Source organism: Streptomyces sp. Edi2 (assembly GCF_040253635.1).
In the GTDB taxonomy this organism is placed as follows: Bacteria; Actinomycetota; Actinomycetes; order Streptomycetales; family Streptomycetaceae; genus Streptomyces.
The window spans coordinates 7,436,659-7,462,314 of the sequence record NZ_JBEJGX010000003.1; the positions used below are offsets into that span (position 1 = coordinate 7,436,659).

General features: G+C 72.0%; 22 protein-coding genes. 12 read left to right on the forward strand and 10 right to left on the reverse strand.

Going from position 1 to position 25,656, the window contains the following annotated elements:
• Nucleotides 1–67: 67 nt before the first annotated feature.
• Together ABR737_RS35925 and ABR737_RS35930 are read right to left on the reverse strand one after the other, a co-directional pair.
• Nucleotides 68–922 carry a hypothetical protein gene (locus ABR737_RS35925; protein ID WP_502964529.1) on the reverse strand — a complete coding sequence of 285 codons (855 nt, stop codon included), beginning with the start codon at nucleotides 920–922 and terminating at the stop codon, nucleotides 68–70.
• 391 nt (nucleotides 923–1,313) lie between these two features.
• The gene (locus tag ABR737_RS35930) at nucleotides 1,314–3,050 is read right to left on the reverse strand and encodes a PucR family transcriptional regulator (protein WP_350255286.1); all 1,737 of its coding nucleotides are present in this window, start codon (nucleotides 3,048–3,050) and stop codon (nucleotides 1,314–1,316) included.
• A 276-nt stretch (nucleotides 3,051–3,326) separates the two neighbouring features.
• Between ABR737_RS35930 and ABR737_RS35935 the strand changes: the two genes are divergently transcribed.
• The 6 genes from ABR737_RS35935 (at nucleotide 3,327) to ABR737_RS35960 (ending at nucleotide 11,788) form a co-directional block, all read left to right on the forward strand.
• Nucleotides 3,327–4,214, forward strand: a complete 888-nt coding sequence (locus tag ABR737_RS35935; protein WP_350255287.1) for an FAD binding domain-containing protein — start codon at nucleotides 3,327–3,329, stop codon at nucleotides 4,212–4,214.
• Nucleotides 4,205–4,804: a (2Fe-2S)-binding protein gene (locus ABR737_RS35940; RefSeq protein WP_350255289.1), complete on the forward strand. Its 600-nt coding sequence runs from the start codon at nucleotides 4,205–4,207 to the stop codon at nucleotides 4,802–4,804. The genes ABR737_RS35935 and ABR737_RS35940 overlap by 10 nt, the downstream gene beginning before the upstream one ends.
• Before the next feature lie 5 nt (nucleotides 4,805–4,809).
• Nucleotides 4,810–7,221 carry a xanthine dehydrogenase family protein molybdopterin-binding subunit gene (locus tag ABR737_RS35945; protein ID WP_350255291.1) on the forward strand — a complete coding sequence of 804 codons (2,412 nt, stop codon included), beginning with the start codon at nucleotides 4,810–4,812 and terminating at the stop codon, nucleotides 7,219–7,221.
• 257 nt (nucleotides 7,222–7,478) lie between these two features.
• Nucleotides 7,479–8,936, forward strand: coding sequence for an NCS2 family permease (locus ABR737_RS35950; protein ID WP_350255293.1), 1,458 nt, complete (start codon nucleotides 7,479–7,481; stop codon nucleotides 8,934–8,936).
• Nucleotides 8,937–8,973: 37 nt separating this feature from the next.
• Nucleotides 8,974–10,314, forward strand: a complete 1,341-nt coding sequence (locus ABR737_RS35955; protein ID WP_350255295.1) for an XdhC family protein — start codon at nucleotides 8,974–8,976, stop codon at nucleotides 10,312–10,314.
• 211 nt (nucleotides 10,315–10,525) lie between these two features.
• Entirely contained in the window at nucleotides 10,526–11,788 is a 1,263-nt protein-coding gene (locus ABR737_RS35960; RefSeq protein WP_350255296.1) for a GNAT family N-acetyltransferase, read from the forward strand.
• Between the two features lie 98 nt (nucleotides 11,789–11,886).
• On the opposite strand, the gene ABR737_RS35965 is transcribed toward ABR737_RS35960, so the two are convergent.
• Nucleotides 11,887–12,489: a GNAT family N-acetyltransferase gene (locus ABR737_RS35965; protein ID WP_350255298.1), complete on the reverse strand. Its 603-nt coding sequence runs from the start codon at nucleotides 12,487–12,489 to the stop codon at nucleotides 11,887–11,889.
• Between the two features lie 213 nt (nucleotides 12,490–12,702).
• Between ABR737_RS35965 and ABR737_RS35970 the strand changes: the two genes are divergently transcribed.
• Both ABR737_RS35970 and dmpI read left to right on the forward strand, forming a co-directional pair.
• Nucleotides 12,703–13,632 carry a LysR family transcriptional regulator gene (locus tag ABR737_RS35970; RefSeq protein WP_350255299.1) on the forward strand — a complete coding sequence of 310 codons (930 nt, stop codon included), beginning with the start codon at nucleotides 12,703–12,705 and terminating at the stop codon, nucleotides 13,630–13,632.
• Nucleotides 13,633–13,783: 151 nt separating this feature from the next.
• Entirely contained in the window at nucleotides 13,784–13,987 is a 204-nt protein-coding gene (dmpI, locus tag ABR737_RS35975; RefSeq protein WP_350257056.1) for a 4-oxalocrotonate tautomerase DmpI, read from the forward strand.
• Nucleotides 13,988–14,180: 193 nt separating this feature from the next.
• On the opposite strand, the gene ABR737_RS35980 is transcribed toward dmpI, so the two are convergent.
• The gene (locus tag ABR737_RS35980; RefSeq protein WP_350255301.1) at nucleotides 14,181–15,029 is read right to left on the reverse strand and encodes a helix-turn-helix transcriptional regulator; all 849 of its coding nucleotides are present in this window, start codon (nucleotides 15,027–15,029) and stop codon (nucleotides 14,181–14,183) included.
• Nucleotides 15,030–15,296: 267 nt separating this feature from the next.
• Between ABR737_RS35980 and ABR737_RS35985 the strand changes: the two genes are divergently transcribed.
• Together ABR737_RS35985 and ABR737_RS35990 are read left to right on the forward strand one after the other, a co-directional pair.
• Nucleotides 15,297–16,838, forward strand: a complete 1,542-nt coding sequence (locus tag ABR737_RS35985; protein ID WP_350255302.1) for an AMP-binding protein — start codon at nucleotides 15,297–15,299, stop codon at nucleotides 16,836–16,838.
• A 188-nt stretch (nucleotides 16,839–17,026) separates the two neighbouring features.
• On the forward strand, nucleotides 17,027–18,667 hold the full coding sequence (locus tag ABR737_RS35990; protein WP_350255304.1) for an AMP-binding protein: 1,641 nt from the start codon (nucleotides 17,027–17,029) through the stop codon (nucleotides 18,665–18,667).
• A gap of 330 nt (nucleotides 18,668–18,997) precedes the next feature.
• On the opposite strand, the gene ABR737_RS35995 is transcribed toward ABR737_RS35990, so the two are convergent.
• The 6 genes from ABR737_RS35995 to ABR737_RS36020 all read right to left on the reverse strand — a co-directional run bounded on the left by ABR737_RS35995 (nucleotide 18,998) and on the right by ABR737_RS36020 (nucleotide 24,800).
• Nucleotides 18,998–19,378 (reverse strand): MmcQ/YjbR family DNA-binding protein, encoded by a 381-nt coding sequence (locus ABR737_RS35995; RefSeq protein ID WP_350255306.1) that lies wholly within the window; start codon nucleotides 19,376–19,378, stop codon nucleotides 18,998–19,000.
• A gap of 35 nt (nucleotides 19,379–19,413) precedes the next feature.
• On the reverse strand, nucleotides 19,414–19,959 hold the full coding sequence (locus tag ABR737_RS36000) for a GNAT family N-acetyltransferase (protein ID WP_350255308.1): 546 nt from the start codon (nucleotides 19,957–19,959) through the stop codon (nucleotides 19,414–19,416).
• A gap of 66 nt (nucleotides 19,960–20,025) precedes the next feature.
• Nucleotides 20,026–20,775, reverse strand: coding sequence for a hypothetical protein (locus ABR737_RS36005; protein WP_350255309.1), 750 nt, complete (start codon nucleotides 20,773–20,775; stop codon nucleotides 20,026–20,028).
• Nucleotides 20,776–21,275: 500 nt separating this feature from the next.
• Nucleotides 21,276–22,733, reverse strand: coding sequence for a catalase (locus ABR737_RS36010; protein ID WP_350257057.1), 1,458 nt, complete (start codon nucleotides 22,731–22,733; stop codon nucleotides 21,276–21,278).
• Between the two features lie 287 nt (nucleotides 22,734–23,020).
• On the reverse strand, nucleotides 23,021–23,917 hold the full coding sequence (locus ABR737_RS36015) for a 2-hydroxy-3-oxopropionate reductase (protein WP_350255310.1): 897 nt from the start codon (nucleotides 23,915–23,917) through the stop codon (nucleotides 23,021–23,023).
• A gap of 40 nt (nucleotides 23,918–23,957) precedes the next feature.
• Complete coding sequence (locus tag ABR737_RS36020) at nucleotides 23,958–24,800, reverse strand: TIM barrel protein (RefSeq protein WP_350255312.1); 843 nt, start codon at nucleotides 24,798–24,800, stop codon at nucleotides 23,958–23,960.
• 137 nt (nucleotides 24,801–24,937) lie between these two features.
• Here ABR737_RS36020 and ABR737_RS36025 point away from each other — a divergent pair, with 137 nt between their 5' ends.
• Both ABR737_RS36025 and ABR737_RS36030 read left to right on the forward strand, forming a co-directional pair.
• Nucleotides 24,938–25,207, forward strand: coding sequence for a YkoF family thiamine-binding protein (locus ABR737_RS36025; RefSeq protein ID WP_350255313.1), 270 nt, complete (start codon nucleotides 24,938–24,940; stop codon nucleotides 25,205–25,207).
• The gene (locus ABR737_RS36030) at nucleotides 25,204–25,602 is read left to right on the forward strand and encodes a helix-turn-helix domain-containing protein (protein ID WP_350255315.1); all 399 of its coding nucleotides are present in this window, start codon (nucleotides 25,204–25,206) and stop codon (nucleotides 25,600–25,602) included. Before ABR737_RS36025 ends, ABR737_RS36030 begins: the two co-directional genes overlap by 4 nt.
• The last annotated feature ends 54 nt before the right edge of the window (nucleotides 25,603–25,656 follow it).

Consider the following 25,656-nt stretch of genomic DNA (forward strand, 5'->3'; position numbering starts at 1 on the left):
GGAAGGTGAAGGGCCGGGCGCCGTCGGTGAGCGCGGCGGACATCCGCCGGGGAGACACCCCCTGGGGCTAGGTCGCCGTGACGCCGGTGGTCAGATGGTCGGCGAGCCAGGTGGGGACGCAGCCCATCAGGCGGAAGAGCCGGGCCGCCTCGGCGCGCAGCCGGGCCGCGTCGGCGTCCGGGGCGGCGTCGGCCAGTGCCACGAGGGCCGGCGCGGTGCCGACCAGAAAGCCCAGCTCCTCGCGGATCCGCAGCGACTCGGCGAAACCGTGCCGGGCCTCCGCCAATTCGCCGTCGCGCAGCGCGAGCCCGGCCAGGTGGCGCCAGGTGAAGGACAGCAGCAGGGTGTCGCCGTGCGCGGTGGCGCCGGCGTGCGCACGGCGGTAGGCGGCCCGCGCCGAGTCCGGGCTGTCGGCGACATGCTCGGCCATCAGCCCGCGGCGGAAGTCCAACAGCGGCCGGCCGGCCGCGGTGGGCGCCAGCAGCGCGGCGGCCCGGCCGAGTGCCGAGCGGGCCTCGTCGGCGCGGTCACGGACGCCCAGGACCGTGGCGGCGTACGCGAGATGGCCGCGTTCGCAGGCTGCGCCGCCCCGCTCGTCGTCGTCGCCCGCCAGCGCCTCGGCGGCGCGCAGCGCGTCCTCGGCCTCTGCCCAGCCGGCGGCCGTGAACATGCACCGTTCGACCAGCAGCGCGGCGCGACGCAGCGCGGACGGCGCGTGCCGGGCGGAGTGCGGTTCCAGCAGGGCGGCCGCATCGTCCCAGCAGCCGCGGGAGCGCAGACGCCAAACGGCACGGTCCAGGGGGTCGTCCCCCTCGACCGTGCCGAGTGATCCTGTCTCCGGTGCGGATGCCGGTGCCGGTACCGCGAGGGGTACCACAACCCTGGAACCGGCTGACTCCGCGGAATCCGCGGATTCCGGCATGGCGGTATCCGCCACATTGCCCTCCCCGAGCGCGCCATTGAGCTGGAAGTGAAGCAGTGGGCGAATCTCAGCACGGATTCCGCTGCCCGGCCAAGGGGGTGGGTGAATGAATTCACAATCCCCGGGCGGGCGGTCCGGGCCTCCCGCGCGGCCCTGATCGGGCACATCGCCGCACCGTGTGGCAGGCCCGGGGCACCACGACGTGCCGCGCGATGCCGCCCGATCGAGTTACCCCGAATGGCGTAATCGGGCCCTGCCGGTGCGAGCGGCGGGCCCCGATCAGGCTGCGGGCGGCGGCAGGCGCTTCACGAGACACCGCGACGCGAGACGGACACCGTGACGCGGGACGACACCGCGACGCGAGACGACACCGTGACGCCGGACCGCGCCCTCAGCTCATCCGCAGCGCCAGGAAGAAGTCGAGCTTGTCCTCCAGGCGGGCCAGATCGCGGCCGGTCAGCTGCTCGATGCGGCCCACCCGGTAGCGGAGGGTGTTGACGTGCAGGTGGAGGCGGCTGGCGCAGCGGGTCCAGGAGCCGTCGCAGTCCAAGAACGCCTCCAGGGTGGGGATCAGCTCGGCGCGGTGCTTGCGGTCGTAGTCGCGCAGCGGGTCCAGGAGGCGGGCGGTGAAGGCCCGTCGGACGTCGTCCGGCACGAAGGGCAGTAGCAGGACGTGCGAGGCCAGCTCCTCGTGCCCGGCGGCGCAGACCCGGCCCGGGCGGGCCGCGGCGACCCTGCGGGCGTGCCGGGCCTCCTCCAGGGCGCCGCGCAGCCCCTCGGCGGAGTGGACCGCGGCGCTCACCCCGACCGTCAGCCGCCCGTCGTCCGCCAGACCGCGGCCGAGCGGCTGCCGGACGGCGGACAGCAGCTCACCGGCGTGCAGACCGGCCGCCGAGGCGGCACCGGGCTCGTCCGGGACGGGCAGCGGCACCAGTGCCACCGCCTCGTCGCCGGTGTGTGCCACCGCGATGCGGTCGGAGGGCTCCGGGCCGAAGGTGCCGGGGTCGACCAGCATTTCCTCCAGCAGGCTCTGCGCCACCGGACCGCCGGGCACCTCGCCGTCCTCCCACTCGACCCTGGCCACCACGATCTGCCAGTGCGGTGCGGCGCCCAGGCCGGGCAGCAGCACCGGGGCCGCCACCCGCAGCCGGGCCGCGATTTCGGCGGGCGGTGCACCGGTCTGGACGAGCTCCAGCACCTCCTGGGCGAGCCGGCGGCGCACCGTACGGGCGGCGTCGCGCCGGTCGCGTTCCACGACGATCAGCTGGGTGACCCCGTGCAGCAGGTCAAGGCGTTCTTCGGACCAGTCTCCGGCGTCCGCCTCGACGGCCAGCAGCCAGTCGCTCAGCAGCGTCCGGCGCAGATCACGGCCCTCGTGGCGGATCGGGAAGAGGGAGAAGGTGGAGCTGGCCGGCCCGTCGCCGGGACGCCGTCCCTCACCGGGCTTCCCCCGGACCTCGTCCGCAGCCCCTGTCGCGGCGCTCTCGACCGTGACGCGGTGCGGGCCCCGGCGGCCGGAACGGGCCGCCGCCAGATGCTCGCCCGCGAGCCGGGCGGCCAGTTCACCGGAGAGTTCGGGCCCGGAGTCCGCCAGCGTGGAGCCCGCGATCTGCCGGCCCGTGGGGGAGAGCACCCAGGCCCGCAGATCCAGGTCGGAGCCGAGCAGGTCCAGGACCACCTCGGGGCCGCCGCCCGTGGGGCCCGACGTCATCAGCCGCCGGTGGCGGTCCACCACGGCCGCCAGATCGCCGGCCCGTTCGCTGGAGACCTGGCGGACGACATGCTCGGTGATGGAGGCGAACGAGACGTCCTCGACGACGGAGAACAGCGGCAGCCGGTGGCGGAGGCAGGCCTGTACGAGGTCGTCGGGGACCGAGCCGAGTTCCGCCTCGCCCGCCGCGAGCCCGGCGACTCCCGCGGTGGCCAGGATGCGCACGAATCGTTCGGAGTCCTCCGGTTCACGGCGCCACGCCAGGCCCGTCAGCACCAGTTCGCCGCCGGAGAGGTAGCGGCTGGGGTCGCGCAGGTCGGTGGTCATCACGCCGCGTACCGTGCGGTCCAGCTCTTCCTCGCCCCCGAGCAGCCGGAGGCCAAGGGTGTGGGTGTCCAGGAGTGCGCGGAGCCGCATGACCTCGCCCGCCGTTCTTTGCTGTCTGGGTGTTGCCGGTGGAATGCCGCGAGGTTTCCGAGCCTCGTCTTTCGTTCGAATCTACAAGACATGTGGTGTGGCCAGCCAACCGCTTCATGGTTTCGGTGACTGCACCGGGTGGGCCCCGGGCGCGTTCACTGAAGCCATCTCCATGAACAAGACATGAATGAACGACTCCGTGGCGATGCCGGCGCAGCGTCCTCACCATGAGTAGCGAACGACCCGATTTCGTAGAATTCGTAGAAGAGGCCAACGATGGACTTCCTTCGCCCCGCCAGCTGGGAGGAGGCGCTCGCCGCCAAGGCCGAGCACCCTACCGCTGTGCCCATCGCGGGCGGCACGGACGTGATGGTCGAGATCAATTTCGACCACCGCCGCCCCGAGTACCTGCTCGACCTGAACCGCATCGGTGACCTGAACGAGTGGGAGGTCGGCGAGAAGACCGTACGCCTGGGTGCCTCCGTCCCGTACACGCAGATCATGGAGAACCTGCGGGCCGAACTCCCGGGCCTGGCCCTGGCCTCGCACACGGTGGCCTCCCCGCAGATCCGCAACCGCGGCGGCGTCGGCGGCAACCTCGGCACCGCCTCCCCGGCAGGCGACGCGCACCCCGCGCTGCTCGCGGCCGGCTGCGAGGTCGAGGTGGAATCCGTGCGCGGCCGCCGCATGATCCCGATCGACGACTTCTACACCGGGGTCAAGCGCAACGCCATGGAGCCCGACGAGCTGATCCGTTCGGTGCATCTGCCCAAGGCGGACGGCCCGCAGCAGTTCTCCAAGGTCGGCACCCGCAACGCCATGGTCATCGCGGTCTGCGCCTTCGGTATCGCGCTGCACCCCGAGACCCGCACGGTGCGCACCGGCATCGGCTCCGCCGCACCCACCCCCGTACGGGCCCGTGCGGCCGAGGACTTCCTCGCCGCGGCGCTGGAGGAGGGCGGCTTCTGGGAGTCGGGCGGGCCCCTCCCGCCGTCCCTCGCCAAGCAGTTCGCGCAGCTCGCCTCCGGCGCCTGCAACCCGATCGACGATGTGCGCGGCAGCGCCAAGTACCGACGCCATGCGGTCGGCATCATGGCGCGCCGCACCCTCGGCTGGACCTGGGAGTCCTACCGGGGCAAGGAGAGGAGCGCACAGTGCGCGTGACATTCACCGTCAACGGCCGCCGGCAGGAAGCCGACGACGTCTGGGAAGGCGAGAGCCTGCTGTACGTCCTCCGTGAGCGGATGGGCCTGCCGGGCTCCAAGAACGCCTGTGAGCAGGGCGAATGCGGGTCCTGCACGGTCCGTCTGGACGGTGTGCCGGTGTGCTCCTGCCTGGTCGCCGCAGGCCAGGCCGAGGGCCGCGAGGTGGTGACCGTCGAGGGCCTGGCGGACTTCGCCAGGCAGCGCGCCGAGAGCGGCGGCTGTGCCTCCGGCGCCTGCGGTACGAGCATCGACGAGGCCCAGCGGTGGCAGGCCCGTCCGGCGGATTCGCAGACCGGCGAGGGGGCTGAACTCTCCCCGATCCAGCAGGCGTTCATCGACGCCGGCGCGGTCCAGTGCGGCTTCTGCACCCCGGGCCTGCTGGTCGCCGCCGATGAGCTGCTGGAGCGCAACGACTCCCCGTCGGACGCCGATATCCGTGAGGCGCTGTCGGGCAACCTGTGCCGCTGCACGGGCTACGAGAAGATCCTCGACGCGGTCCGGCTGGCGGCCGCCCGCGGCGAGCACCGGACCGCCGGACAGGGGGCCTGATCGCCATGGCAGGTAAGGAGACCCGCCTCGCGACGGCTCCGGGCCGCACGCCCACGAGCCTCACCCAGGGCGGCCAGACCAAGGCCGGCATCGGTGAGTCCACGCTGCGGCCCGACGGCACCCTCAAGGTGACCGGCGAGTTCGCCTACTCCTCGGACATGTGGCACGAGGACATGCTGTGGGGCTACACCCTGCGTTCCACCACGGCGCACGCCGAGATCAGGTCGATCGACACGTCCGAGGCGCTGGCGACCTCCGGGGTCTACGCCGTCCTGACCTACGACGACCTGCCCACCGACGTGAAGAACTACGGCCTGGAGATCCAGGACACGCCGGTGCTCGCGCACGGCAAGGTACGCCACCACGGGGAGCCGGTCGCGCTGGTCGCCGCCGACCATCCGGAGACCGCGCGCCGCGCCGCCGCCAAAATCAAGATCGACTACGCCGAGCTGCCGGTCGTCACCGACGAGGCCTCCGCCACCGCCGAGGGCGCCCCGCTGGTCCACGAGAACCGCGACGACCACCACGTGGGCCATGTCCCGCACCCGAACATCGTCCACCGCCAGCCGATCGTCCGCGGCAACGCCGCCGAGGCCGCCGAGAAGGCCGACGTCATCGTCTCCGGCGAGTACGTCTTCGGCATGCAGGACCAGGCCTTCCTCGGCCCGGAGTCCGGCCTCGCGGTGCCCGGCGAGGACGGCGGCGTCGATCTGTACGTCGCGACCCAGTGGCTGCACTCCGACCTGCGCCAGATCGCCCCCGTCCTCGGCCTGCCGCCGGAGAAGGTGCGGATGACGCTCTCCGGCGTCGGCGGCGCGTTCGGCGGCCGCGAGGACCTGTCGATGCAGATCCACGCCTGCCTCCTGGCGCTGCGCACCGGCAAGCCCGTCAAGATCGTCTACAACCGGTTCGAGTCCTTCTTCGGACACGTCCACCGGCACCCGGCGAAGCTCTGGTACGAGCACGGCGCCACCAAGGACGGCAAGCTCACCCACCTCAAGTGCCGCATCGTGCTGGACGGCGGCGCCTATGCCTCCGCCTCCCCGGCCGTCGTCGGCAACGCCTCCTCGCTCGCCGTGGGCCCGTACGTGGTCGACGACGTCGACATCGAGGCCATCGCGCTGTACTCCAACAACCCGCCCTGCGGCGCGATGCGCGGCTTCGGCGCCGTCCAGGCCTGCTTCGCCTACGAGGCGCAGATGGACAAGGTCGCCAAGAAGCTGGGCATGGACCCGGTCGAGTTCCGGCAGCTCAACGCCATGGAGCAGGGCACGATCATGCCCACGGGCCAGCCCGTCGACTCCCCGGCCCCGGTCGCCGAACTCCTGCGCCGCGTCAAGGCGATGCCGCTCCCGCCGGAGCAGCAGTGGCTGACGGCCGGGGCGGGCGCCGATGTCCGGGCGCTGCCCGGCGGGCTGTCCAACACCACCCACGGCGAGGACGTGGTCCGCGGCATCGGCTACGCCGTCGGCATCAAGAACGTCGGCTTCTCCGAGGGCTTCGACGACTACTCCACCGCCCGGGTGCGGATGGAGGTCGTCGGCGGGGTGCCGGTCGCCACCGTCCACACCGCGATGGCGGAGGTCGGCCAGGGCGGTGTCACCGTCCATGCCCAGATCGCCCGTACGGAGCTGGGGGTCCAGCAGGTCACCATCCAGCCGGCCGACACCCGGGTCGGCTCGGCCGGTTCGACGTCCGCCTCCCGCCAGACCTATGTCACCGGCGGCGCGGTCAAGAACACCTGTGAGCACGTCCGCGAGCAGGTCCTCGACATCGGCCGGCGCAAGTTCGGCACCTACCACCCGGCGTGGGCGACCGCCGAACTCCTGCTGGAGGGCGGCAAGGTCGTCACCGACGGCGGTGAGGTGCTGGCCAACCTGGCGGACGTCCTGGAGGACGAGGCGGTCGACCTGGAGCTGGAGTGGCGGCACCGCCCGACCGAGCCCTTCGACCTGCACACCGGCCAGGGCAACGGCCACGTCCAGTACTCCTTCGCGGCCCACCGCGCGGTCGTCGAGGTGGACACCGGACTCGGCCTGGTCAAGGTCATCGAGCTGGCCTGCGCCCAGGACGTCGGCAAGGCGCTCAACCCGCTGTCCGTGGTCGGCCAGATCCAGGGCGGGACCACCCAGGGGCTGGGCGTGGCGGTCATGGAGGAGATCATCGTCGACCCCAAGACCGCGAAGGTGCGCAACCCCTCCTTCACGGACTACCTGATCCCCACGATTCTCGACACCCCGACCATCCCGGTCGATGTGCTCGAACTCGCCGACGAGCACGCGCCGTACGGGCTGCGTGGCATCGGTGAGGCCCCCACCCTGTCGTCCACCCCGGCCGTCCTCGCGGCGATCCGGAACGCGACCGGGCTGGAGCTCAACAAGACGCCGGTGCGGCCCGAACACCTCACCGGCACGTAGAGAGCCGTCCGGGGGCGACCCCGGACGCCGGTCTCCGGGCGGTGGGTGTCAGGGGGGTCCCTGTCCGTCCTCCGCCGAGCACCGCCCGGAGTCCCACCACGCACCACGCACCACGCACCACGCAGTCGCTGCTCCGCTCCGGCGGAGCCAGTACCCCCCGTTCGCCTCGGGCCGTCCCCCGGGTCGTGCAGCCGGAATCCATCCCAAATCTCGCACCTCGCGGCGAGTGCCCCTGTGAACCTTGGGAGTAAGGCACCATGACCCAGCAGTCCACCGAGCCGAGGACCACGGCGGAAGACGCGGGCGCCGGCTCGTGCCAGCCCGCCGGCCGGTCCTGGCTCGACCGGTACTTCCACATCTCCGACAGAGGATCGACGCTTGCGCAAGAGGTGCGCGGCGGCATCACCACCTTCATGGCGATGTGCTACATCCTCCTGCTCAACCCGCTGATCCTGTCGACCCCGGACGTGGAGAAGAACACCCTCGCGCATGCGGGAGTGGTCACCGCGACCGCGCTGGCCGCGGCCCTCTCCACGCTGCTGATGGGCTTCATCGGCAAGGTACCGCTGGCCCTGGCGGCCGGCCTGAACGTCTCCGCCGCGCTGACCGCGCAGGTCGTCCCGCACATGACCTGGCCACAGGCAATGGGCATGTGTGTGGTCTACGGCGTGGTGATCTGCCTCCTGGTGGTCACCGGCCTCCGCGAGATGATCATGAACGCCATCCCGCTGGCGCTCAAGCACGCCATCACCATGGGCATCGGTACCTTCGTCGCCCTGCTGGGGCTGGTGAAGGCCGGTTTCGTGGGCAAGGGCGAGGGCGGCCCCGTCACCCTCGGCCTCAACGGGCAGCTGTCCGGCTGGCCGGTGCTGTTCTTCTGCGTCACCCTGCTGCTGATCTTCATGCTGCAGGCCCGCAAGGTGTCCGGCGCGATCCTCATCGGCATCGTGGCCGGCAGCGTGCTGTCCATCGCTGTGACCAGGATCGGCGGCCTCACGGCCAAGGACTGGGGCGGTACGCCGCCGCAGCTGGGCGGCGGCGCGGTCGCGATGCCCGACTTCGGCCTCTTCGGCCATGTCGAATTCGGCGGCTGGGGCTCGATCGGCGCGCTCAGCGTCGGCATGATCGTCTTCACCCTGGTGCTGGCCGGTTTCTTCGACGCCATGGCCACCATCATCGGCGTCGGTACCGAGGCCGGGCTGGCCGACGACAAGGGCCGGATGCCGGGCCTGTCCAAGGCGCTGTTCGTGGACGGCGCGGGCGGGGCGATCGGCGGGGTGGCCGGAGCCTCCGGCCAGACGGTATTCATCGAATCGGCGAGCGGTGTCGGCGAGGGAGCCCGCACCGGCCTGTCGTCCGTGGTCACCGGCCTGCTCTTCGCGGCCTGCCTGTTCTTCACCCCGGTCACCCAGCTCGTACCGGCCCAGGTCGCCTCGGCCGCCCTGGTCGTCATCGGCTCGATGATGATGAGCGCCGCCGGCCACGTGGACTGGCGCGACCGCTCGGTGTCCATCCCGGTCTTCCTGACCGTGGTCCTGATGCCGTTCACCTACAGCATCACCGCAGGTGTGGGCGCGGGCGTCATCGCCTACGTTGCCATTAAGGCGGCACAGGGCAAATGGCGCGAGGTCGGCGGCTTCATGTGGGTGCTGACCGCGATCTTCGTCCTCTACTTCTCGCTCCATCCGATCGAGCAGTGGCTGGGCGTCAAGTAACCGCCCGCCCTCTCCCCCCGTCCGTAAGGAGACCGACATGCTGGACATCGCCGAAGAGCTGCACCGGTGGGTCAAGCAGGGACGCGACTTCGCGGTGGCCACCGTGGTGGCCACCCACGGCAGCGCGCCCCGCCGCCCCGGAGCCGCCCTGGCCGTCGACAGTGACGGCACGGCGATCGGGTCGGTCTCCGGCGGATGCGTGGAGGGGGCGGTGTACGCACTGTGCCAGGAGGCGCTGCAGACCGGCGAGCCGGTCCTGGAGCGCTTCGGCTACAGCGACGAGGATGCCTTCGCCGTGGGCCTGACCTGCGGCGGAGTCATCGACATCCTCGTCCAGCCGGTACGCACGGGCGTCCGGAGCCCGGCGGGCGGCCACGTGCCGGGGGAGCCGGTCGGCGGCCTCGCGCCGGGCGAGTCGGCGGGCGGCCACGCGCCGGGCGAGCCGGTGGACGGCACCGCCCGGACGCTCGCCACCGGGCTGGCCGCCGCCGCCACCGGGGAGGCGGCGGCCCTCGCCCGGATCATCGACGGTCCCGCCGAGCTCCGCGGCCGTGCCCTGCTGGTCCGCCCCGACGGCAGCCACACCGGCACCCTCGGCGGCCACCCCGCCCTCGACCGCACCGCGACCGCCCTCACCCGCGCCCTGCTGGACGCCGGGCGCACCACGACCATCGAGATCGGGGCGGGCACGGCGACCGAGGACGGCGCCCGGGGCGAAGGCCCGGGGCAGCCGGGCGGGGAGCAGCGCGAAGGCGCAGGGCAGCCGGGCGGGGAGCAGCCGAGTGGAGAGCAGTGCGGCAGGCCCGTCCTCCTCCTCGTCGAATCCTCCGTCCCCGCGCCCCGCATGATCGTCTTCGGTGCCATCGACTTCGCCGCCGCACTGGTCAAGGTCGGCAAGTTCCTCAACTACCACGTCACGGTCTGCGACGCCCGCCCCGTCTTCGCCACCCGCACCCGCTTCCCGGACGCCGACGAGATCGTTGTCGACTGGCCGCACCGCTACCTGGACTCCCAGGACCTCGACCCCCGCACGGTGCTGTGCGTGCTGACCCACGACGCCAAGTTCGACGTACCGCTGCTGGAGCGGGCGCTCAAGCTCCCGGTCGCCTACGTCGGCGCGATGGGCTCCCGCCGCACCCACCTGGACCGCCTGCAGCGGCTGCGCGACACCGGCCTGACCGAACTCGAACTCAACCGGCTGCGCTCGCCCATAGGCCTCGACCTCGGCGCCCGCACCCCCGAGGAGACCGCGCTGTCCATCGCCGCCGAGATCGTCGCCAACCGCCGCGGCGGCACCGGCGCACCGCTGACCGGCGCGCACACCCCCATCCACCACGACACGGCCCGTCCGGTGGGGCGGATCGGGTCGGTGGCCTGAGGGCGTGGGGCCCGACGGCCGGCGGAGGGCGCCGTCACGGGTGGCGCCCTCCGGTGGTGAGGTGGGGCCGTGAAGGGCCCGCTGCCTCAGCCGCTGGACGTGACGTGCTGTCGCCGCTGGACGTGACGCGCTGCCGCCGCAAGACGTGACGCGTGCCGCCGCGGCACATAACCGGATGACGCTCCCGGCGCACCGCGTTAGCGTCCCCCGGGTGACCACCGACGCCGCCGCCCACGCCACCACGGACATCCGGGACCTCGCCGAAGCCGATCTCGACCCGGCCCTGGACCTGTGCTACTCCGTCTTCCACCTGAAGCCCGGTGACCGGACCCGGAACTTCCACCGGGATCTGCTGCGGGACGGCCTCCGGTTCGGCGCGTACGACGGCGGACAACTGGCCGGTCTGGCCGGGGCCCATCGCCGCACCCTCTCCGTTCCGGGCGGTCAACTCCCCTGTGCGGCAGTGGACTTCGTCTCCGTACTCCCTACGCACCGGCGCCGCGGCATCCTCACCTCGATGATGGACGCGCTCTGGAGCCGCTGCGCCGCCGACGGGCGGCCGGTGGCCTGCCTGTGGCCGTCCGAGAGTGCCATCTACGGCCGCTACGGCTTCGGCGCCGCCACCGAGGTGTACGGCATCGAGATCGACACGTCCCGCCCGCTGGCGCTGCGCCTCGCCCCGGACAGCCGCCCGCTGCGGCTGATCGACCCCGCCGAGGCGCCCGCGCTGCTCGCCCCGCGCTACGACGCGACCCTGCCGCAGCGGGCCGGCCGCTTCACCCGCGACCGGAGCTGGTGGCGCAACGGAGCGCTGGACCTCGACGGCGCCGGTATGGACGCCGGTCAGGAAGGGTTCGGAGCGGCGCGCGTCGTGGTGCTCGGCGCCCCCGGCGAGGAGCCCGGCGGCTATGCGGTCTACCGCACCCGCGCCTCGGGCGAGGGCCGCTCCGGCGCGGTCCGTGTCGGCGAACTCGAAGCGGAATCCGGACCGGCCGCCGCCGCCCTGTGGTCCTACCTCGTCTCGATCGACCTCACCACGACCATGGAGGTCCAGGGACGTCCCGCCGACGACCCGCTCCTGTACCTGGCAGCCGACCGCGACCAGGTCCGCGTCACCGGTCAGGAAAGCAGCCTGTGGCTCCGGCTGGTGGACGTCCGCGCCGCGCTGACCGCCCGCTCCTGGGCGGCCCCCGTCGACCTCGTCGTCGACCTGCGGGACACCGCCCTGCCGGCCAACGCGGGCCGCTTCCGGCTGACCGCCGGGCCCGGCGGCGGCGCCACCTGGGAACCCGCCACGGAGGCGCCCGATATCTCCCTGGACGTACGGGAGTTGGGGTCCTGCTACCTCGGGGGCACCCCGCTGCGGCACTTCGTTCACGCCGGACTGGCCACCGAGCACACCCCGGGTGCGGTCCGCCGCCTGGACGCCGCCCTGGAGACCGAGTGGCTGCCCTTCACCGGCGAGAATCACTGAGCGACGGGCACACGGGCGGGGGCCGGGCACGCCGACCGCGCCCGGCCCGGGGCTGCCCGCGCGCCCGCCCTCAGCTGGTACCCCTCAGCCGATACCCCTCAGTACGCGCACTCGCTCCGTGCCCTCAGTCCGTGCCCTGAGCCCGTGCCTTCGGCCCGCCGCGTCCGCAGCGCGGCCATCACGAACACGTCGTGCCACGCGCCGTCCCAGAACAGCGCCTCCCGCATCCGGCCCTCCACCTCGAAGCCGCACTTCTCGTACGCCCGCCGGGCCCGTGGGTTGTAGTCGTAGACCTCCAGCTGGACGCGGTGCAGGCCCACCCGGTCGAAGGCGTAGTCCAGCAGCAGCCGGATCGCCTCGCTGCCGATGCCGCGGCCGGTGGCGCCCGCGACCAGGGCGATCCGGAAGCTGCCCCGGGCGTTCGGCGCATCGATGTCGTTCAGCGCGAGTTCGCCCAGGAAGGCGCCCGATTCCCGGTCCTCCACGGCGAGGTCCAGCCGGTCCGTACAGCCGGCCCGGCCGGCGCACCACGCCTCCATCTCCTTCAGCGTGAAGTCGTGGTGGGTGCCGGTCAGCCGACGGGTCTCCGGGTCGACGGCGGAGGCGTGAAAGCCGGCCGCATGGCGCATCGACAGCGGCGTGAGACGGATCCGGTCGCCCGTGAGCACCGGTTTCTCGGAGAGTGCGGTGGCGTCGATCATGGAGGGATGATGTCCGGGACGCGGGCCGGCCGGCAACGGAAAATTGATCGGCAACGGAACGGACCGGCAACGGAGCGGACCGGCAGTGGAACGGGGGGCGGCAGTGGAACGGTCGGCACTGGAATGGGCCGGTAACGGAACTGATCCCCGGGGGAGTGCCGGAACGGGGCGGATGCGGCCGGGCTTGGGGAGCGGGCCGGAAAGGGGGGAGGCGTGGAGCTGCGGCAGGTGCGGTACTTCGTCATGGTCGCGCAGGAGCTGCATTTCGGGCGGGCAGCGGAGAAGCTGCACATCGTGCAGTCGGCGGTGAGCCAGCAGATCAGGAGGCTGGAGCGGGAGTTGCAGACCGAGCTGTTCGACCGGTCGGCGCGCCAGGTGCGGCTGACCGCCGTCGGCGAGCGGTTCCTTCCGGAGGCGCGGGCCCTGCTCGCCGCCGAGCAGCGCGCCCGTGCCGTCGTCGCCGAGCTGACCGCCGGTCGCGCCGCCACCCTGCGGGTGGGAACGAGTACCGGCCTGGGCGCCCATCTGGACCGCGTACTGGAGACGCTGGCAGGGCTGGCCCCGGAGATCCGGGTGGAGCTGGTGGCCGCGCCGGCCCGGGAACGGCTCGGCCGGGTGGCGTCCGGCGCACTGGACGCCGCTTTCCTCCGCGGTGAGCCGGAGGAGCACGGGCGGGACGGCCTGCGCTTCGTGCCGCTGTGGCAGGACCCGCTGGTGGCGGTCGTCCCGGCCCGTCACCCGCTGGCCGCCTCACCGGGCACCGTCGCGCTCGCCGCGCTCGCGTCCGTCCCGCTGGTGCTGACCGCGCGCCGCAACAACCGAGCCCTGGTCGATCTGGTCGTCGACGTCTGCCACGGCGCCGGCTTCACCCCGGCCCCGGGGCCCGTCTACGGCTCGCTGGACGACACCCTGACCGCGATCGGCGCCGCCGGTGCGAGCGACGGGCTGTGGACCGTCGTCTACGCCTCGCACGCCGCCCGGCTGAGCACCCCCAGGGTCGCCTTCCTGCCGTTCCGCACCCCGGGCATGGAGCTCACCACCTCGCTCGCGGTGCGCCGTACCGACCCGCCCGCCGGGCTGGCGCAGCTGCTGCGGGCCTGCGCGGTGACGGACGGCGGCGCGGGGTCCGATCGCGATCGGTGATCGCTGGGTGCGCGGTCCGCTTCTTGGTCGCACGGCCCGTTCGCGATGGACTGAGGGCACGCCGGTCAACCACCGCAAACCCGCGGAGAACCCGGGAGCCCGGCCGCGGGACACGGGGGAGTCCCCTGCGTTTCTGCCTCTCAACAGCCTCATCCGACACAGGAGTTCCGTCATGCCGATCGTCACCGTCCAGCAGGGTCCGCGCAGCGTCGAGCTGAAGCGGGAGCTGGTCCGCCAGATCACCGACGCGTTCGTGGACGCGTACCGGATCCCCGCCGAGACCGTGCAGGTCTGGATCCAGGAAGTCCCCACCGACAGCTGGGGCGCGGCGGGGACGCTGACCGCCGACAAGTAGCCGCGGAGTTCCCGACGAGCACCTGACGTGCAGCGGGCAGGCCTTCACGGGGGAGGGCCGGCCTGTGCCCCGTACGGAGCCGCCCCACGCCTCGTACGGGAGCGCCCGGCCCCTTAGGGGAGTGCCCGGCCCTTACGGGAGGTACCCCGCCCCTTACGGCCCCTACGGGAGCGCCTGCCCCCCTACGGGCCCCCTACGGAAGCGCCCCCGCCCGCCGCGCCGCGATCACCGCCTGCAGCCGGGTGTGCGCGCCCAACTTCCGCATACCGGACCGGAGATAGCTCTTGACCGTCTCCGGGCGCAGCCCCAGCCGCTCCGCCACCACCACATTCGTCGCCCCCGACGCCACGCAGGCCAGCACGTCCACCTCGCGCGGCGAGAGCGCCGGGCCCGCACCCTCGTCCGCCTCGGGCCGCTGTGACGAGGCCTTCGCGAGCCGGCCGCACGCCGCCAGCATCTCCTGCCGCAGCAGCGGATCGGCGATGCGCTGCGCCAGCGCCCGCAGCTCACCGTGCGCCTCCCGTACCTCCTCCCGCATCGCCGGATCGGCGGCGGTCGGCTGCCGGGCCAGCGACAGCAGCCGCGCCGCCTCGTCCTGCAGCACCAGCGCCTGCTCCAGCTCCCGCGCCGCCTCCACGGCCGCCGACAGCGGCCGGTCGCCCAGCCGGACCGGGCGGCGCAGTGCCCCGTACAGCACCCCGCGCACCCGGCGCCGGACGATCACCGGCACCGCGAGCACCGACCGCAGCCCCTCCGCGGCCACCGCCGCGTCGTACTCATGGCTGATCACCGCCGAGACGCTGTAATCGGTCACCGCGAACGGCCGGGACAGCGCCACGGCCTTCCCGCCCAGCCCGTTGCCCTGCAGGATGTCCAGGCCGCGCAGCACCGAGGTCTCCGTACCGGCCAGCTCATTGATGCGATAGCGCCCCGTGCCGGCCAGCAGTCCGCCGAACGCCACCGGCAGCCCGCTCGCCCGCCGCAGCCGCGACAGCGCCGCCCGTACGTCCACCGCATCGCCCGCCACCGACTCGAGCTGCACGCCGATACCTCCGCTTCCCCCCGTTCGGGGGTGGTGAGACCTGCGCCACTGATTACACGATGGCAGGGAGCCGTGCGGCAATGAGGAGGCGTCCGAATCAGGAGGCATTACCTTTCCCTTGCAGCTGACTGCTTGACATCGCCGTCGCGGAGTCTGCTGCTCAGCGTGCCGTTGCCGCGGCACAACGACTGTCGCCGGGCGACAGCCGACCCCGCTTTCCCCTTCCAGGCGTGTTTGTACCGGATCCCTCCGAACACAGGAGAAAACATGCGGACACCGATGACGATCGCGGATTTCCTTGACCGCGCGGACCTGGGCTTCCGCGAGAGCCCGGGCGTGGTCGACGAACCGCAGCAGCCCGCCCCGCCGGTACCCGTATCGACGTACGGGCGGTTCGCCGAACGGGTCCGTGCCTGGCAGGCGGGCCTGGATGCCCTCGGGATCGGTGAGGGCGAGCGGGTGGCGGTGGTCAGCCACAACTCCACCCGCCTGCTGGAGCTGCTGTTCGCGGTGCCGATGAGCGGCCGCATCTGTGTCCCGGTGAACTTCCGCCTCACGCGTGAAGAGGTCGACTACGTCGTCCGGCAGAGCGGGGCCTCGGTCGTGCTCATCGACCCGGAGCTGGAGGAGGCACTGGCCGGCCTCGACGCTCCGCACCGCTTCGTGCTGGGCGAGCAGACCGAGTCCGAACTGATGCGGTTCGGCGTGGACCCGCGCCCGTGGTCGCACCCGGACGAGGACGCCACCGCGACGATCAACTACACGTCGGGCACCACCGCCCGCCCCAAGGGCGTGCAGCTCACCCACCGCAATATCTGGGTCAACGGCCTGACCTTCGCCCTGCACACCCGCGTGTGGGAGCGCGACGTCTATATGCACACGCTGCCGATGTTCCACTGCAACGGCTGGGGGATGCCGTATGTGATGGCCGGACTCGGCGTCAAACAAGTGGTGCTGCGCAAGGTCGACGGCACGGAGATCCTGCGGCGGGTCGAGGAGCACGGCGTCACCCTCATGTGCGGTGCGCCCGCTGTGTGGAATGCCGTCCTCAACGCTGCCGCAACCTGGCCCGGCGAGATCCCGGGGCGCGACCGCGTACGCGTGGTCTGCGCGGGGGCGCCGCCGCCGAGCGCGACGATCGCGCGCATGGGCGAGGAACTGGGCTGGGAGTTCACCCAGATCTACGGCCTCACCGAGACGTCGCCACTCCTGACCTTCAACCGGACCCGGCCCGGCGACGCGGACCTTCCCGCCGCGGAGCGGGCCCGCAAGCTGTCCCGTGCGGGTCTGCCCGCGCTCGGGGTCAAGCTGAAGATCTCCGACTCCGGCGAGGTCCTGGCCCGCTCGAATACCGTGCTCGACGGGTACTGGGACAAGCCGGAGGAGACGTCGGCGGCGCTTGCGGACGACTGGTTCCGCACCGGCGACGGCGGCACCCTGGACCCCGCCGACGGCCACCTCACCATCTCCGACCGGAAGAAGGACGTCATCATCACCGGCGGCGAGAACGTGTCGTCGATCGAGGTGGAGGACACGATCTTCAGCCACCCGGCGGTCGCCGAGGTCGCCGTGATCGGCGTGCCGCACGAGAAGTGGGGCGAGACGATCAAGGCCCTGGTGGTCCTCGCCGAAGGCGCGACGGCCGACGAGTCCGACATCATCGCCCACTGCAAGCGCCACTTGGCCGGCTACAAGGCCCCGACCTCCGTCGAATTCCGCGACGCGATCCCCCGCACGGCCACCGGCAAAATCCAGAAGTTCAAGCTCCGCCGCCCGTACTGGTCAGGTCTCGACCGGGGGGTCAACTGACAACCGTCCCCGGACACGGAGCCGGACGCGAGACCGGCCACGAGACCGGACACGACGCTTCCGCCCCATGTGGCCCGGGGACGGGCCGCGGGAGCCCACCGCGCAGAGCGACGGAAGTGCCTCGTGCCGCGAGGAGAACCACCGATGAGCCGGCCGCACCGTGCCGACGACCGCAAGGAGAACCACCGATGAGTGAGCCGCACCAGGAACTGTCGTATGCCAGCGGGGTCGCCGAGCAGCCGCTGCTCGGGCACACCATCGGGGCCGATCTGGCCCGCACCATCGCCCGGTTCGGCGGCCGTGAGGCGCTGGTCGAGGTGGCGAGCGGCCGCCGGTGGTCCTACACCGAACTGGGCCGCGCGGTTGACGAGGTGGCGCTCGGCCTGCTGGCCAAAGGCGTCGGCAAGGGCGACCGGGTCGGTATCTGGGCGCCGAACTGCGCCGAATGGGTCCTCGTCCAGTACGCCACCGCGCGGATCGGCGCCGTCCTCGTCAACGTCAACCCCGCCTACCGGGTCCACGAGTTGGCGTATGTGCTGCGACAGGCCGGCATCTCGCTCCTGGTCTCGGCGACCCACCACAAGACCAGCGACTACCGCGGGATGATCGAGGAGGTGCGCGCCGGGAGCCCGGCGCTGCGCGAGGTGGTCTACATCGGCGACCCCACCTGGGACGGGCTGCTGGCCGCAGGCGCCACCGTCGGCCGCACCCGGCTCACCGAGTGCGAGAAGACCCTCGCCGCCGACGACCCGGTCAACATCCAGTACACCTCGGGCACCACCGGCTTCCCCAAGGGCGCCACCCTGTCCCACCACAACATCCTCAACAACGGTTACTGGGTCGGCGAGACCGTCGCCTACACCGAACAGGACCGGGTGTGTCTGCCGGTCCCCTTCTACCACTGCTTCGGCATGGTCATGGGCAACCTCGGTGCCACCTCGCACGGCGCCTGCATCGTCATCCCGGGCCCCGCCTTCGACGCCGCCACCACCCTCCAGGCCGTCCAGGACGAGCGCTGCACCTCCCTCTACGGCGTCCCCACCATGTTCATCGCCGAGCTCAACCACCCCGACTTCGCCGGCTACGACCTCACCTCGCTCCGTACGGGCATCATGGCGGGCTCGCCGTGCCCCGAGGAGGTGATGAAGCGGGTGGTCGCCGAGATGCACATGACCGAGGTCTCCATCTGCTACGGCATGACCGAGACCTCCCCGGTCTCCACCCAGACCCGCCGCGACGACGACCTCGCACACCGCACCGCGACCGTCGGCCGGGTGCTGCCGCACATCGAGGTGAAGGTCGTCGACCCGGCGAGCGGCGTGACCGTGCCCCGCGGCGCCCCCGGCGAACTGTGCACCCGCGGCTACAGCGTGATGCTCGGCTACTGGGAGGAGCCCGAGCGGACCGCCGAGGTCATCGACGCCGCCCGGTGGATGCACACCGGCGACCTCGCGGTAATGAACGACGACGGTTACGTCCGGATCGTCGGCCGCATCAAGGACATGATCATCCGAGGCGGTGAGAACGTCTACCCGCGCGAGATCGAGGAGTTCCTTTACACCCACCCCAAGATCGCCGATGTCCAGGTCGTCGGCGTCCCCGACGCGAAGTACGGCGAGGAGATCGCCGCCTGCGTCATCCTCCGCGACCCCGAAGACCCGCTCACCCGGGACGAGTTGGCCCACTACTGCCACTCCCGCCTCGCCCACTACAAGGTGCCGCGCCACCTCCACATCCTCGACGCCTTCCCGATGACCGTCAGCGGCAAGGTCCGCAAGATCGAACTGCGCGAGCGGCTGGCGGAGGAGCTGGGGCGCGTCTCGCCATGACCCGCGCGCCGGGCGGCCGGCGGGGCACGGCGACGCGCGTCGTGCCCCGCCGGGCAGGCGGGTGAGGTGCGGATACCGGCAGGTTCGGATATTCCTCTGTGCGGAATAGCGACTCAGGGCGGCGCCTCGTGCGTAGGCCGCAGGTCCCGGCACCGGGGTCGGTGACCAGCTGCTTGGCCGTGGCCGCGTGCGGGCCTCGGGGGTGACCGCAGTGCTTGCAGGGCTTGGCAGTTGAGCGGTTGCAGCAGCTGCCGCAGGCGCTGCCCGCCTGGGGCGTTGAGGACCGGCCCAGCCGTGCCGCCATACGCGGCGACGCAGCCGGGCGGCCGTTCAGGCCCGCCGCTCACCCGGCCAGTCGAGCAGCAGGCGCTGAGCGCGGGGGAGCGAAGCGACCACGAGGTCGTAGGAGTCCTCGATCATGTCGAGGACCAGCCGGTCGGGCAGGGCGCCGTTCAGGGAAACGGTGTTCCAGTGCCGCTTGTTGAGGTGATAGCCGGGCACCACCTCGGGATGCGCCGCACGCAACCGCTCCGCCAGCTCGGGCTCGCACTTGACGCTCACCGTGAGCGGCGCATCCGTCAGCGTCGTGAGCGCGAAGATCTTTCCGCCGACCTTGAAGGTGGACACGTCCGGGTGCCGCGGAAAGGGGAACTCCTCCACCGCGCCATTGAAGTCCAGACAGACGGCCCGCAGAGTATTCGCGTCGATCATTCCGTCATTGTGCAGGCGAGCCGCGGCATACCGGTTCACGCCCCGCTGCCCGCCCCGCCGGCCTCCCGCCTCATGCACACCCGCGGCCAGCGGTCGAGTCCCAGTGTGGCCTCGTGGGCGCGGATTGCCCGCAGTCCCGGGGTGAGTTCGGCATCGGTGAGGGTCCGGAATCCGAGGCGGGAGTAGTACGGCGCGTTCCAGGGCACCTCGGCGAAGGTGGTCAGGGTGAGCGGGGCCGAGCTGCCCTCGCGCTCCGCCCGGTCGATCAGTGCCCGGCCGATGCGGCGGTGGGCGTGCTGCGGGTGGACCGATACCTGCTCGATGTGGGTGCAGCCATCGACCGGTTTCCAGAGCAGAAAGCCGAGTGCCTGTCCGGCGCCGCCGGTGGCCGCCGCCCCGTCCGGTTCCTCGTACGCCGCCAGTACCAGGCCCGCGCGCAGCAACTCCGTCAGCTGGGCGAGGGAGGGTGGCTCTGCGTCCGCGACCGTCGCCATGCCGAGTCCGCGGAATGGCGTGCCGGCCGCGCTCTCGATGCTGCGCAGGGTGGGTAGCTCGGCGAGGGAGGGGGCTTGGATGCGCACGGTGTCAGTGTCGCCGGTCCGGGCGGGGGTGGCGAACGGATTTCGGTGGCCCGTCCGCCGTGGGCATCACCGGCCCGTCGCGCCGTACTTGATCAGTTCGTCGGCGGGGTCGTTGACCGGCTGCGGGGTGCCGGTGAGGTCCATGACGAACAGCGGGATGTGCAGGCCGTCGGCGCGGGAGCGGGCGTCGCGGGCGTAGCCGGCGAGGGAGAAGAAGACCGCGATGGCCGAGGCGTTGAGGCCGTTGAGCCAGACGCACTCGATCTCGCGCAGCTGGGTGGCGCGGGTGGTCGGGTCGACCTGGGCGACCACACCCGTACCGCGGAGGTCCACACCGGAGGCGGTGCGCTCCTGGGTCCGGGCGACATCGGCGTAGCCCAGCCACTTCAGATACTGCTCGGCGGCGGTGACACAGTCGCGGGCCGTACGGATCGTGACCGGGCGGAACGCGGGCCGCAGGGCGGGGCGCGGCGTCCCGGGAGCGGGGGCGGGAGCCGGTGCGCGCCTGGGGACGGGCGGGCCGAACGAGGGGAAGTTGGGCGGTGGTTGGACCGGAGCGGGGGCGACCGGGACCCGTACGACCGTGCCGCAGGCGCAGCCGGACTCCGGCGCCGGCCACTCGTCCTGCCGTCCGCAGACCTCGCAGCGCACCTCCACCCAGGAGGCCTGCCACGTGCGGTGCAGTATCTCGACGGGCACCCCGCCGCGCAGCACGGGCAGGGTCAGCGGGGCACCGCACGCGCACGGGAAGGTGGGCGGGGTGAAGGCGTTCTCGCGGCGGCACGTGGGGCACGGCACCGGCACGCTGTCGGCCATGGTCGGCTCCTGGCAGGTCGGGCGGCAGACAGGTCGGATCTGCTGCTGCTCCCATGGTCTCTCCAAAACCCGGCGCAGGGGGGCGATTTGCGAGGAGAGCCGCAGGTGGGGGTGAGCCACGGGGGAGCCACGGGCGCACGGGGGGAGCGCATCGCGGCGCGCAGGGGCCGTCCGGCAGGGCGGGCGCCACGCAGACAGGGCCCGGAATCCGTGACGTACGGATTCCGGGCCCGCTGTGGTTCCCGTCCGACGGCGCGAGGATCGGGCGCGACAGGACATCGTGCCGCCGGACGGAGTCTGTGGGGTGGCGGAGGAGTGAAGAGGCGAGGTGGAGCAGGCGGGCTCCGCGGTGGGGGAGAGGTCCGCCCCTTCTGCCGGGCGGGCGCGGCCACCGCACTGGTTCTCCCCGTGTACCGCGGAGCTCGCGCTGCCGTTCCGTACCGGCCGGCCACCCCTCAAACGGGCCGGCCGGGACGGATGCGCGAGGAGACGGCCTCCCGTCAGTCCTCGCGCAGCTCGCGGACCCTGGCCTCGACGCGCGCGCCGTAATCCGGGTCGGCGGCGTGGAAGTGAGCGAGGTTCTTCTCGATCACGTCGTCGCGGCTGACCTGGGAGAGGCCGCCGGCGATGTTGTCGATCAGACGGGTCTTCTCGTCCTTCGACATGAGGCGGTAGAGCTCACCGGCCTGGAAGAAGTCGTCGTCCTTGGTGTGCGCCGGGGCCTCGTGGGTGCCGGTGTGGCCGGAGACGGCGAGCGGGGCGGAGAGTGCCTGGTCCGTCTGGACGGGGCCGCCGTAGGAGTTCGGCTCGTAGTTCTTGGCGTGCCGGTCGTAGCGGTGGGTGGCCATCAGGCCGTCCCGGCCGTAGTTGTGGGCCTCGGTCGCCTTGGGGGCGTTCACCGGCAGCTGGGTGTGGTTGACGCCCAGACGGTAGCGGTGCGCGTCGGCGTAGGCGAAGAGCCGCCCCTGGAGCATCTTGTCCGGGGACGGGCCGATGCCGGGCACGAAGTTGTTCGGGGAGAAGGCCGACTGCTCGACCTCGGCGAAGACGTTGTCGGGGTTGCGGTCCAGGACCAGGCGGCCCACCCGCTGCAGTGGGTAGTCGCGGTGCGGCCACACCTTCGTCAGGTCGAACGGGTTGAAGCGGTAGTCCGCCGCCTCGGCCGCCGGCATGATCTGCACGTACAGCGTCCAGGAGGGGTAGACGCCCCGCTCGATGGACTGCAGCAGATCGGTCTGGTGGCTGTTCGGGTCCTTGCCGGACAGCTCGGCGCCCTGCTCGGCGTCCAGGCAGCGGATGCCCTGGTTGGTCTTGAAGTGGTACTTGACGAAGAAGGCCTCGCCCTCGGTGTTCGTCCACTGGTAGGTGTGCGAGCCGTAGCCGTTCATATGGCGGTAGGAGGCCGGGATGCCGCGGTCGCCCATCAGCCAGGTGACCTGGTGGGTCGCCTCGGGGGAGTGCGCCCAGAAGTCCCAGACGTTGTCCGGCTCCTGCTTGCCCGTGAAGGGGTCGCGCTTCTGGGAGTGGATGAAGTCGGGGAACTTGATCGGGTCCTTGATGAAGAACACCGGGGTGTTGTTGCCGACGAGGTCGTAATTGCCCTCTTCGGTATAGAACTTCAGGGCGAAGCCACGCGGGTCACGGGCCGCGTCCGGGCCGCCGAGGCTGTCGGCGACGGTCGAGAAGCGGATGAAGGTCTCGGTGCGCTTGCCGACGGCGTTGAGGAAGTCCGCGCGGGTGAAGCCCGTGACGTCGTCGGTCACCTCGAAGTAGCCGTACGCGCCGGAGCCACGGGCATGCACGACGCGCTCCGGGATGCGCTCGCGGTTGAAGCGGGCGAGCTTCTCCAGCAGGTGCTGGTCCTGGAGGACGATCGGGCCGCCGGCGCCTGCGGTGGCGGAGTTCTGGTTGTCGGCGACGGGGGCGCCAGCCTCCGTAGTGAGAAAGCGCGCCGTCAGCGTGGGCTTCGACATGGTGACCTTCCGTACGAGAGCGCGGAAGTTGGCTTCCGCGTGTCGGAGCGTAAGAAGCGCTACGACCAAACGTCAACAGTTTGTTGAAACAAGCTGAGAGGTGTCCGGGGGTGTTCCGGGCGGCGGTCACGCCTGGGCGCGACAGGACAAGTGTCGGCGCGGCCGCCGCCCGGAAGCCGGAGGGGACTTGCTGAAGGTCCCGTGGGAGGGGGCCGGAACGAGGCCCCCTGGGCGCACTCGTGCACGGGGCCCGGGTCCGTGCCGCCAAGGGCTCAGTGCGTGGTGGCGTGCCCGGAGAGCCGTTCGACGCCGCGGAGGAGGGCGGAGTGGTCGAGGCCGCCGTCGCCCTGGGCGCGCAGCGAGGCGACGAGGGAGGCGACGAGGGTGCCGACGGGCAGGGCGGCGCCGACCGTGCGGGCGGCGTCGGTGACGATGCCCATGTCCTTGTGGTGGAGGTCGATGCGGAAGCCGGGGCGGAAGTCGCGGTCCTTGAAGTTGTCCTTCTTGCGGGCCAGGACGGTGGAGCCGGCCAGGCCGCCGCCCAGGACGTCGAGGGCCGCGGTGAGGTCGACGCCGGACTTCTCGAGGAAGACGACGGCTTCGGCGCAGGCCTGGATGTTGATGGCGACGATCAGCTGGTTGGCGGCCTTGACGGTCTGGCCGGCGCCGTGGGGTCCGCAGTGGACGATGGTCTTGCCGAGGGCTTCGAACAGGGGACGGGCGGCGTCGAAGTCGGCCCGGTCGCCGCCGGTCATGATGGACAGGACGGCTTCGACGGCGCCCGCCTCGCCGCCCGAGACGGGGGCGTCCAGCACGCGGATGCCCTTGTCGGCGGCGGCGTGTGCCAGGTCGATGGAGGTCTGCGGGGTGATCGAGGACATGTCGATCAGCAGGGCGCCGCGCCGGGCGTTTTCCAGGATGCCGTCGGGGCCGTAGGCGATGGCTTCGACCTGGGGGGAGGCCGGGACCATGGTGATGATGACGTCGGCGTCGGTGACGGCTTCGGCCAGGGAGGCGGCGGCGGTGCCGCCGGCCGCCGCGAGGCGCTGGAGCTTGTCGGCTTCAAGCGTGTAGCCGGTGACCTGGTAGCCGGCCTTGATCAGGTTTTCGGCCATGGGGGAGCCCATGATGCCGAGACCGATCCACGCGATCTTGGGCAGGTTGCTCATCGGGGTGCCTCTTTCACGGTTTTCGCAGTGCGGGAAGTCGTCAGGGGCGGGCCGCGCGCAGCGGGGCGGGGAGCCAGGCGAAGGCGCTCGCGCTCGGTCCGTCGCCGGGCTTGTACTCCAGGCCGGTCCAGCCCTGGTAGCCGGCCTTCTCGAGGCGGCCGAGCAGGGCGGTGAAGTCGAGGTCGCCGGTGCCGGGGGCACCGCGGCCGGGGTTGTCGGCGATCTGTACGTGGGCGGTCCTGTCGGTGTAGCGGTCGATGACCTCGTCCAGGTCCTCGCCGTTCATCGACAGGTGGTAGAGGTCCATCAGGAAGCGGGTGTTGTCCAGCCCGGTGGCCGCGTTCACCGCGTCCACCACCTCGATGGCCTTCGGTGCGCTGACGATCGGGCAGTTCGGCGACTCCGGTGCGTTCAGGGCCTCGATCAGCACCGTCCCGCCCACCTCCGCGACCGCCCGCGCGGTGAACGCCAGGTTCTCCAGCGCCAGCGCGTCCTGTTCCGCCGCGGAGACCCCCGGGACCCGGTTGCCGTACAGGGCGTTGAAGGCCGTGCAGCCCAGCGAGCGGCCGAACTCCACCGCCACCGGCACGTTCGCCCGGAACTTCTCCGACTCCTCGCCCGGGACCGACAGGGCTCCGCGGTCCGGGCCCGGCAGCTGCCCGGCGTAGAAGTTCAGCCCCACCAGCCGCGTCCCCGCATCCGTCAGCGCGGTGCGCAGCGCCGCCAGCTCCGCCTGCTCGGGCACCGGGGCGTCCACCCACGGCCACCACAGCTCCACCGCCGTGAAGCCCGCTGCCCGCGCGGCCGCCGGCCGCTCCAGCAAGGGAAGCTCGGTGAACAGGATCGACAGATTGACGTTGAAGCGCGTGTCCGTGAAACCCATCAGGCCCGGCGCTCCCTTCCGGATAGTGGAACTGTTTTTCTGCTTATTGGAAGACTGCCTGGCGGGTTCAAAGGCTGTCAAGGGGGCTCCGGGGCAATTTCTGGTGGCCGGGCGCCACCGCGCGTAGGTTGAGCGGCGTGCGATTGAGAGTGGAGTTCACGACGGAACCGTTCGACCTGGACGAGGCGCCGGCGCATGCGGTGGTGGCGCGGGACGTCGTCACGGGCGCCGAGCTGGACGCCGTCGATGTCGGCCCCTTCGGCAATACGGCGGAGGGCGACGCCGACCAGGTGCTCGGCGCCGTGGCCGATCTGCTGCGGGAGTCGCTGCAGGCGGGCGCCACCCGGGTCTCCCTGCAGGTCAATGTGATCCGGGACGCCGGGCAGGGTGCGGGGGAGGCGACGTGACGGAGCCCGCCGACCACCCGTTCGTCCAGGCGGTCAAGCCGCTGGTTGACGCGATGGGCGGACAGATGATCGCGCCGGACCAGGCGCAGGGTGACGATGTCGTGCTGACCTGGGAGGGGCGGGAACGGGTGGCCGTACGGCTCCCGCATCTGTCGGACTCGCTCGACCACATCCTCGCCGAGCTCCAGCGCCGGCACGGCATGCCGCTCGCGGAGCTGGACCGTAAGACCAAGCAGTCGGTGGTGCGGATCCTGGAGTCCCGCGGGGCCTTCTCGGTCCGGCACGGCGTCGAGACGGTCGCCGGCGCCCTCGGGGTCAGTCGGTTCACCGTGTACAACTACCTCAATCGCGAGAATGCGGCGAAGGACGGGAGCGCGCAGGTGGAAGGCTCGTAGGCGGCCCGGGGCGGCCCGGGGCGGCCCGCGGTGGCCCGGGGCGGCGCCGGACGG

Bases quoted from the DNA above. Each gene is read 5' to 3' on its own strand.
- ABR737_RS36020 (WP_350255312.1), bottom strand. From the start codon at position 24,800: ATGGGTTTCACGGACACGCGCTTCAACGTCAATCTGTCGATCCTGTTC.
- ABR737_RS35990 (WP_350255304.1), top strand. From the start codon at position 17,027: ATGAGTGAGCCGCACCAGGAACTGTCGTATGCCAGCGGGGTCGCCGAG.
- ABR737_RS35925 (WP_502964529.1), bottom strand. From the start codon at position 922: ATGCCGGAATCCGCGGATTCCGCGGAGTCAGCCGGTTCCAGGGTTGTG.
- ABR737_RS35935 (WP_350255287.1), top strand. From the start codon at position 3,327: ATGGACTTCCTTCGCCCCGCCAGCTGGGAGGAGGCGCTCGCCGCCAAG.
- ABR737_RS35985 (WP_350255302.1), top strand. From the start codon at position 15,297: ATGCGGACACCGATGACGATCGCGGATTTCCTTGACCGCGCGGACCTG.
- ABR737_RS35945 (WP_350255291.1), top strand. From the start codon at position 4,810: ATGGCAGGTAAGGAGACCCGCCTCGCGACGGCTCCGGGCCGCACGCCC.
- ABR737_RS35995 (WP_350255306.1), bottom strand. From the start codon at position 19,378: ATGATCGACGCGAATACTCTGCGGGCCGTCTGTCTGGACTTCAATGGC.
- ABR737_RS35930 (WP_350255286.1), bottom strand. From the start codon at position 3,050: ATGCGGCTCCGCGCACTCCTGGACACCCACACCCTTGGCCTCCGGCTG.
- ABR737_RS36015 (WP_350255310.1), bottom strand. From the start codon at position 23,917: ATGAGCAACCTGCCCAAGATCGCGTGGATCGGTCTCGGCATCATGGGC.
- ABR737_RS35950 (WP_350255293.1), top strand. From the start codon at position 7,479: ATGACCCAGCAGTCCACCGAGCCGAGGACCACGGCGGAAGACGCGGGC.
- ABR737_RS36005 (WP_350255309.1), bottom strand. From the start codon at position 20,775: ATGGCCGACAGCGTGCCGGTGCCGTGCCCCACGTGCCGCCGCGAGAAC.
- ABR737_RS35965 (WP_350255298.1), bottom strand. From the start codon at position 12,489: ATGATCGACGCCACCGCACTCTCCGAGAAACCGGTGCTCACGGGCGAC.
- ABR737_RS35955 (WP_350255295.1), top strand. From the start codon at position 8,974: ATGCTGGACATCGCCGAAGAGCTGCACCGGTGGGTCAAGCAGGGACGC.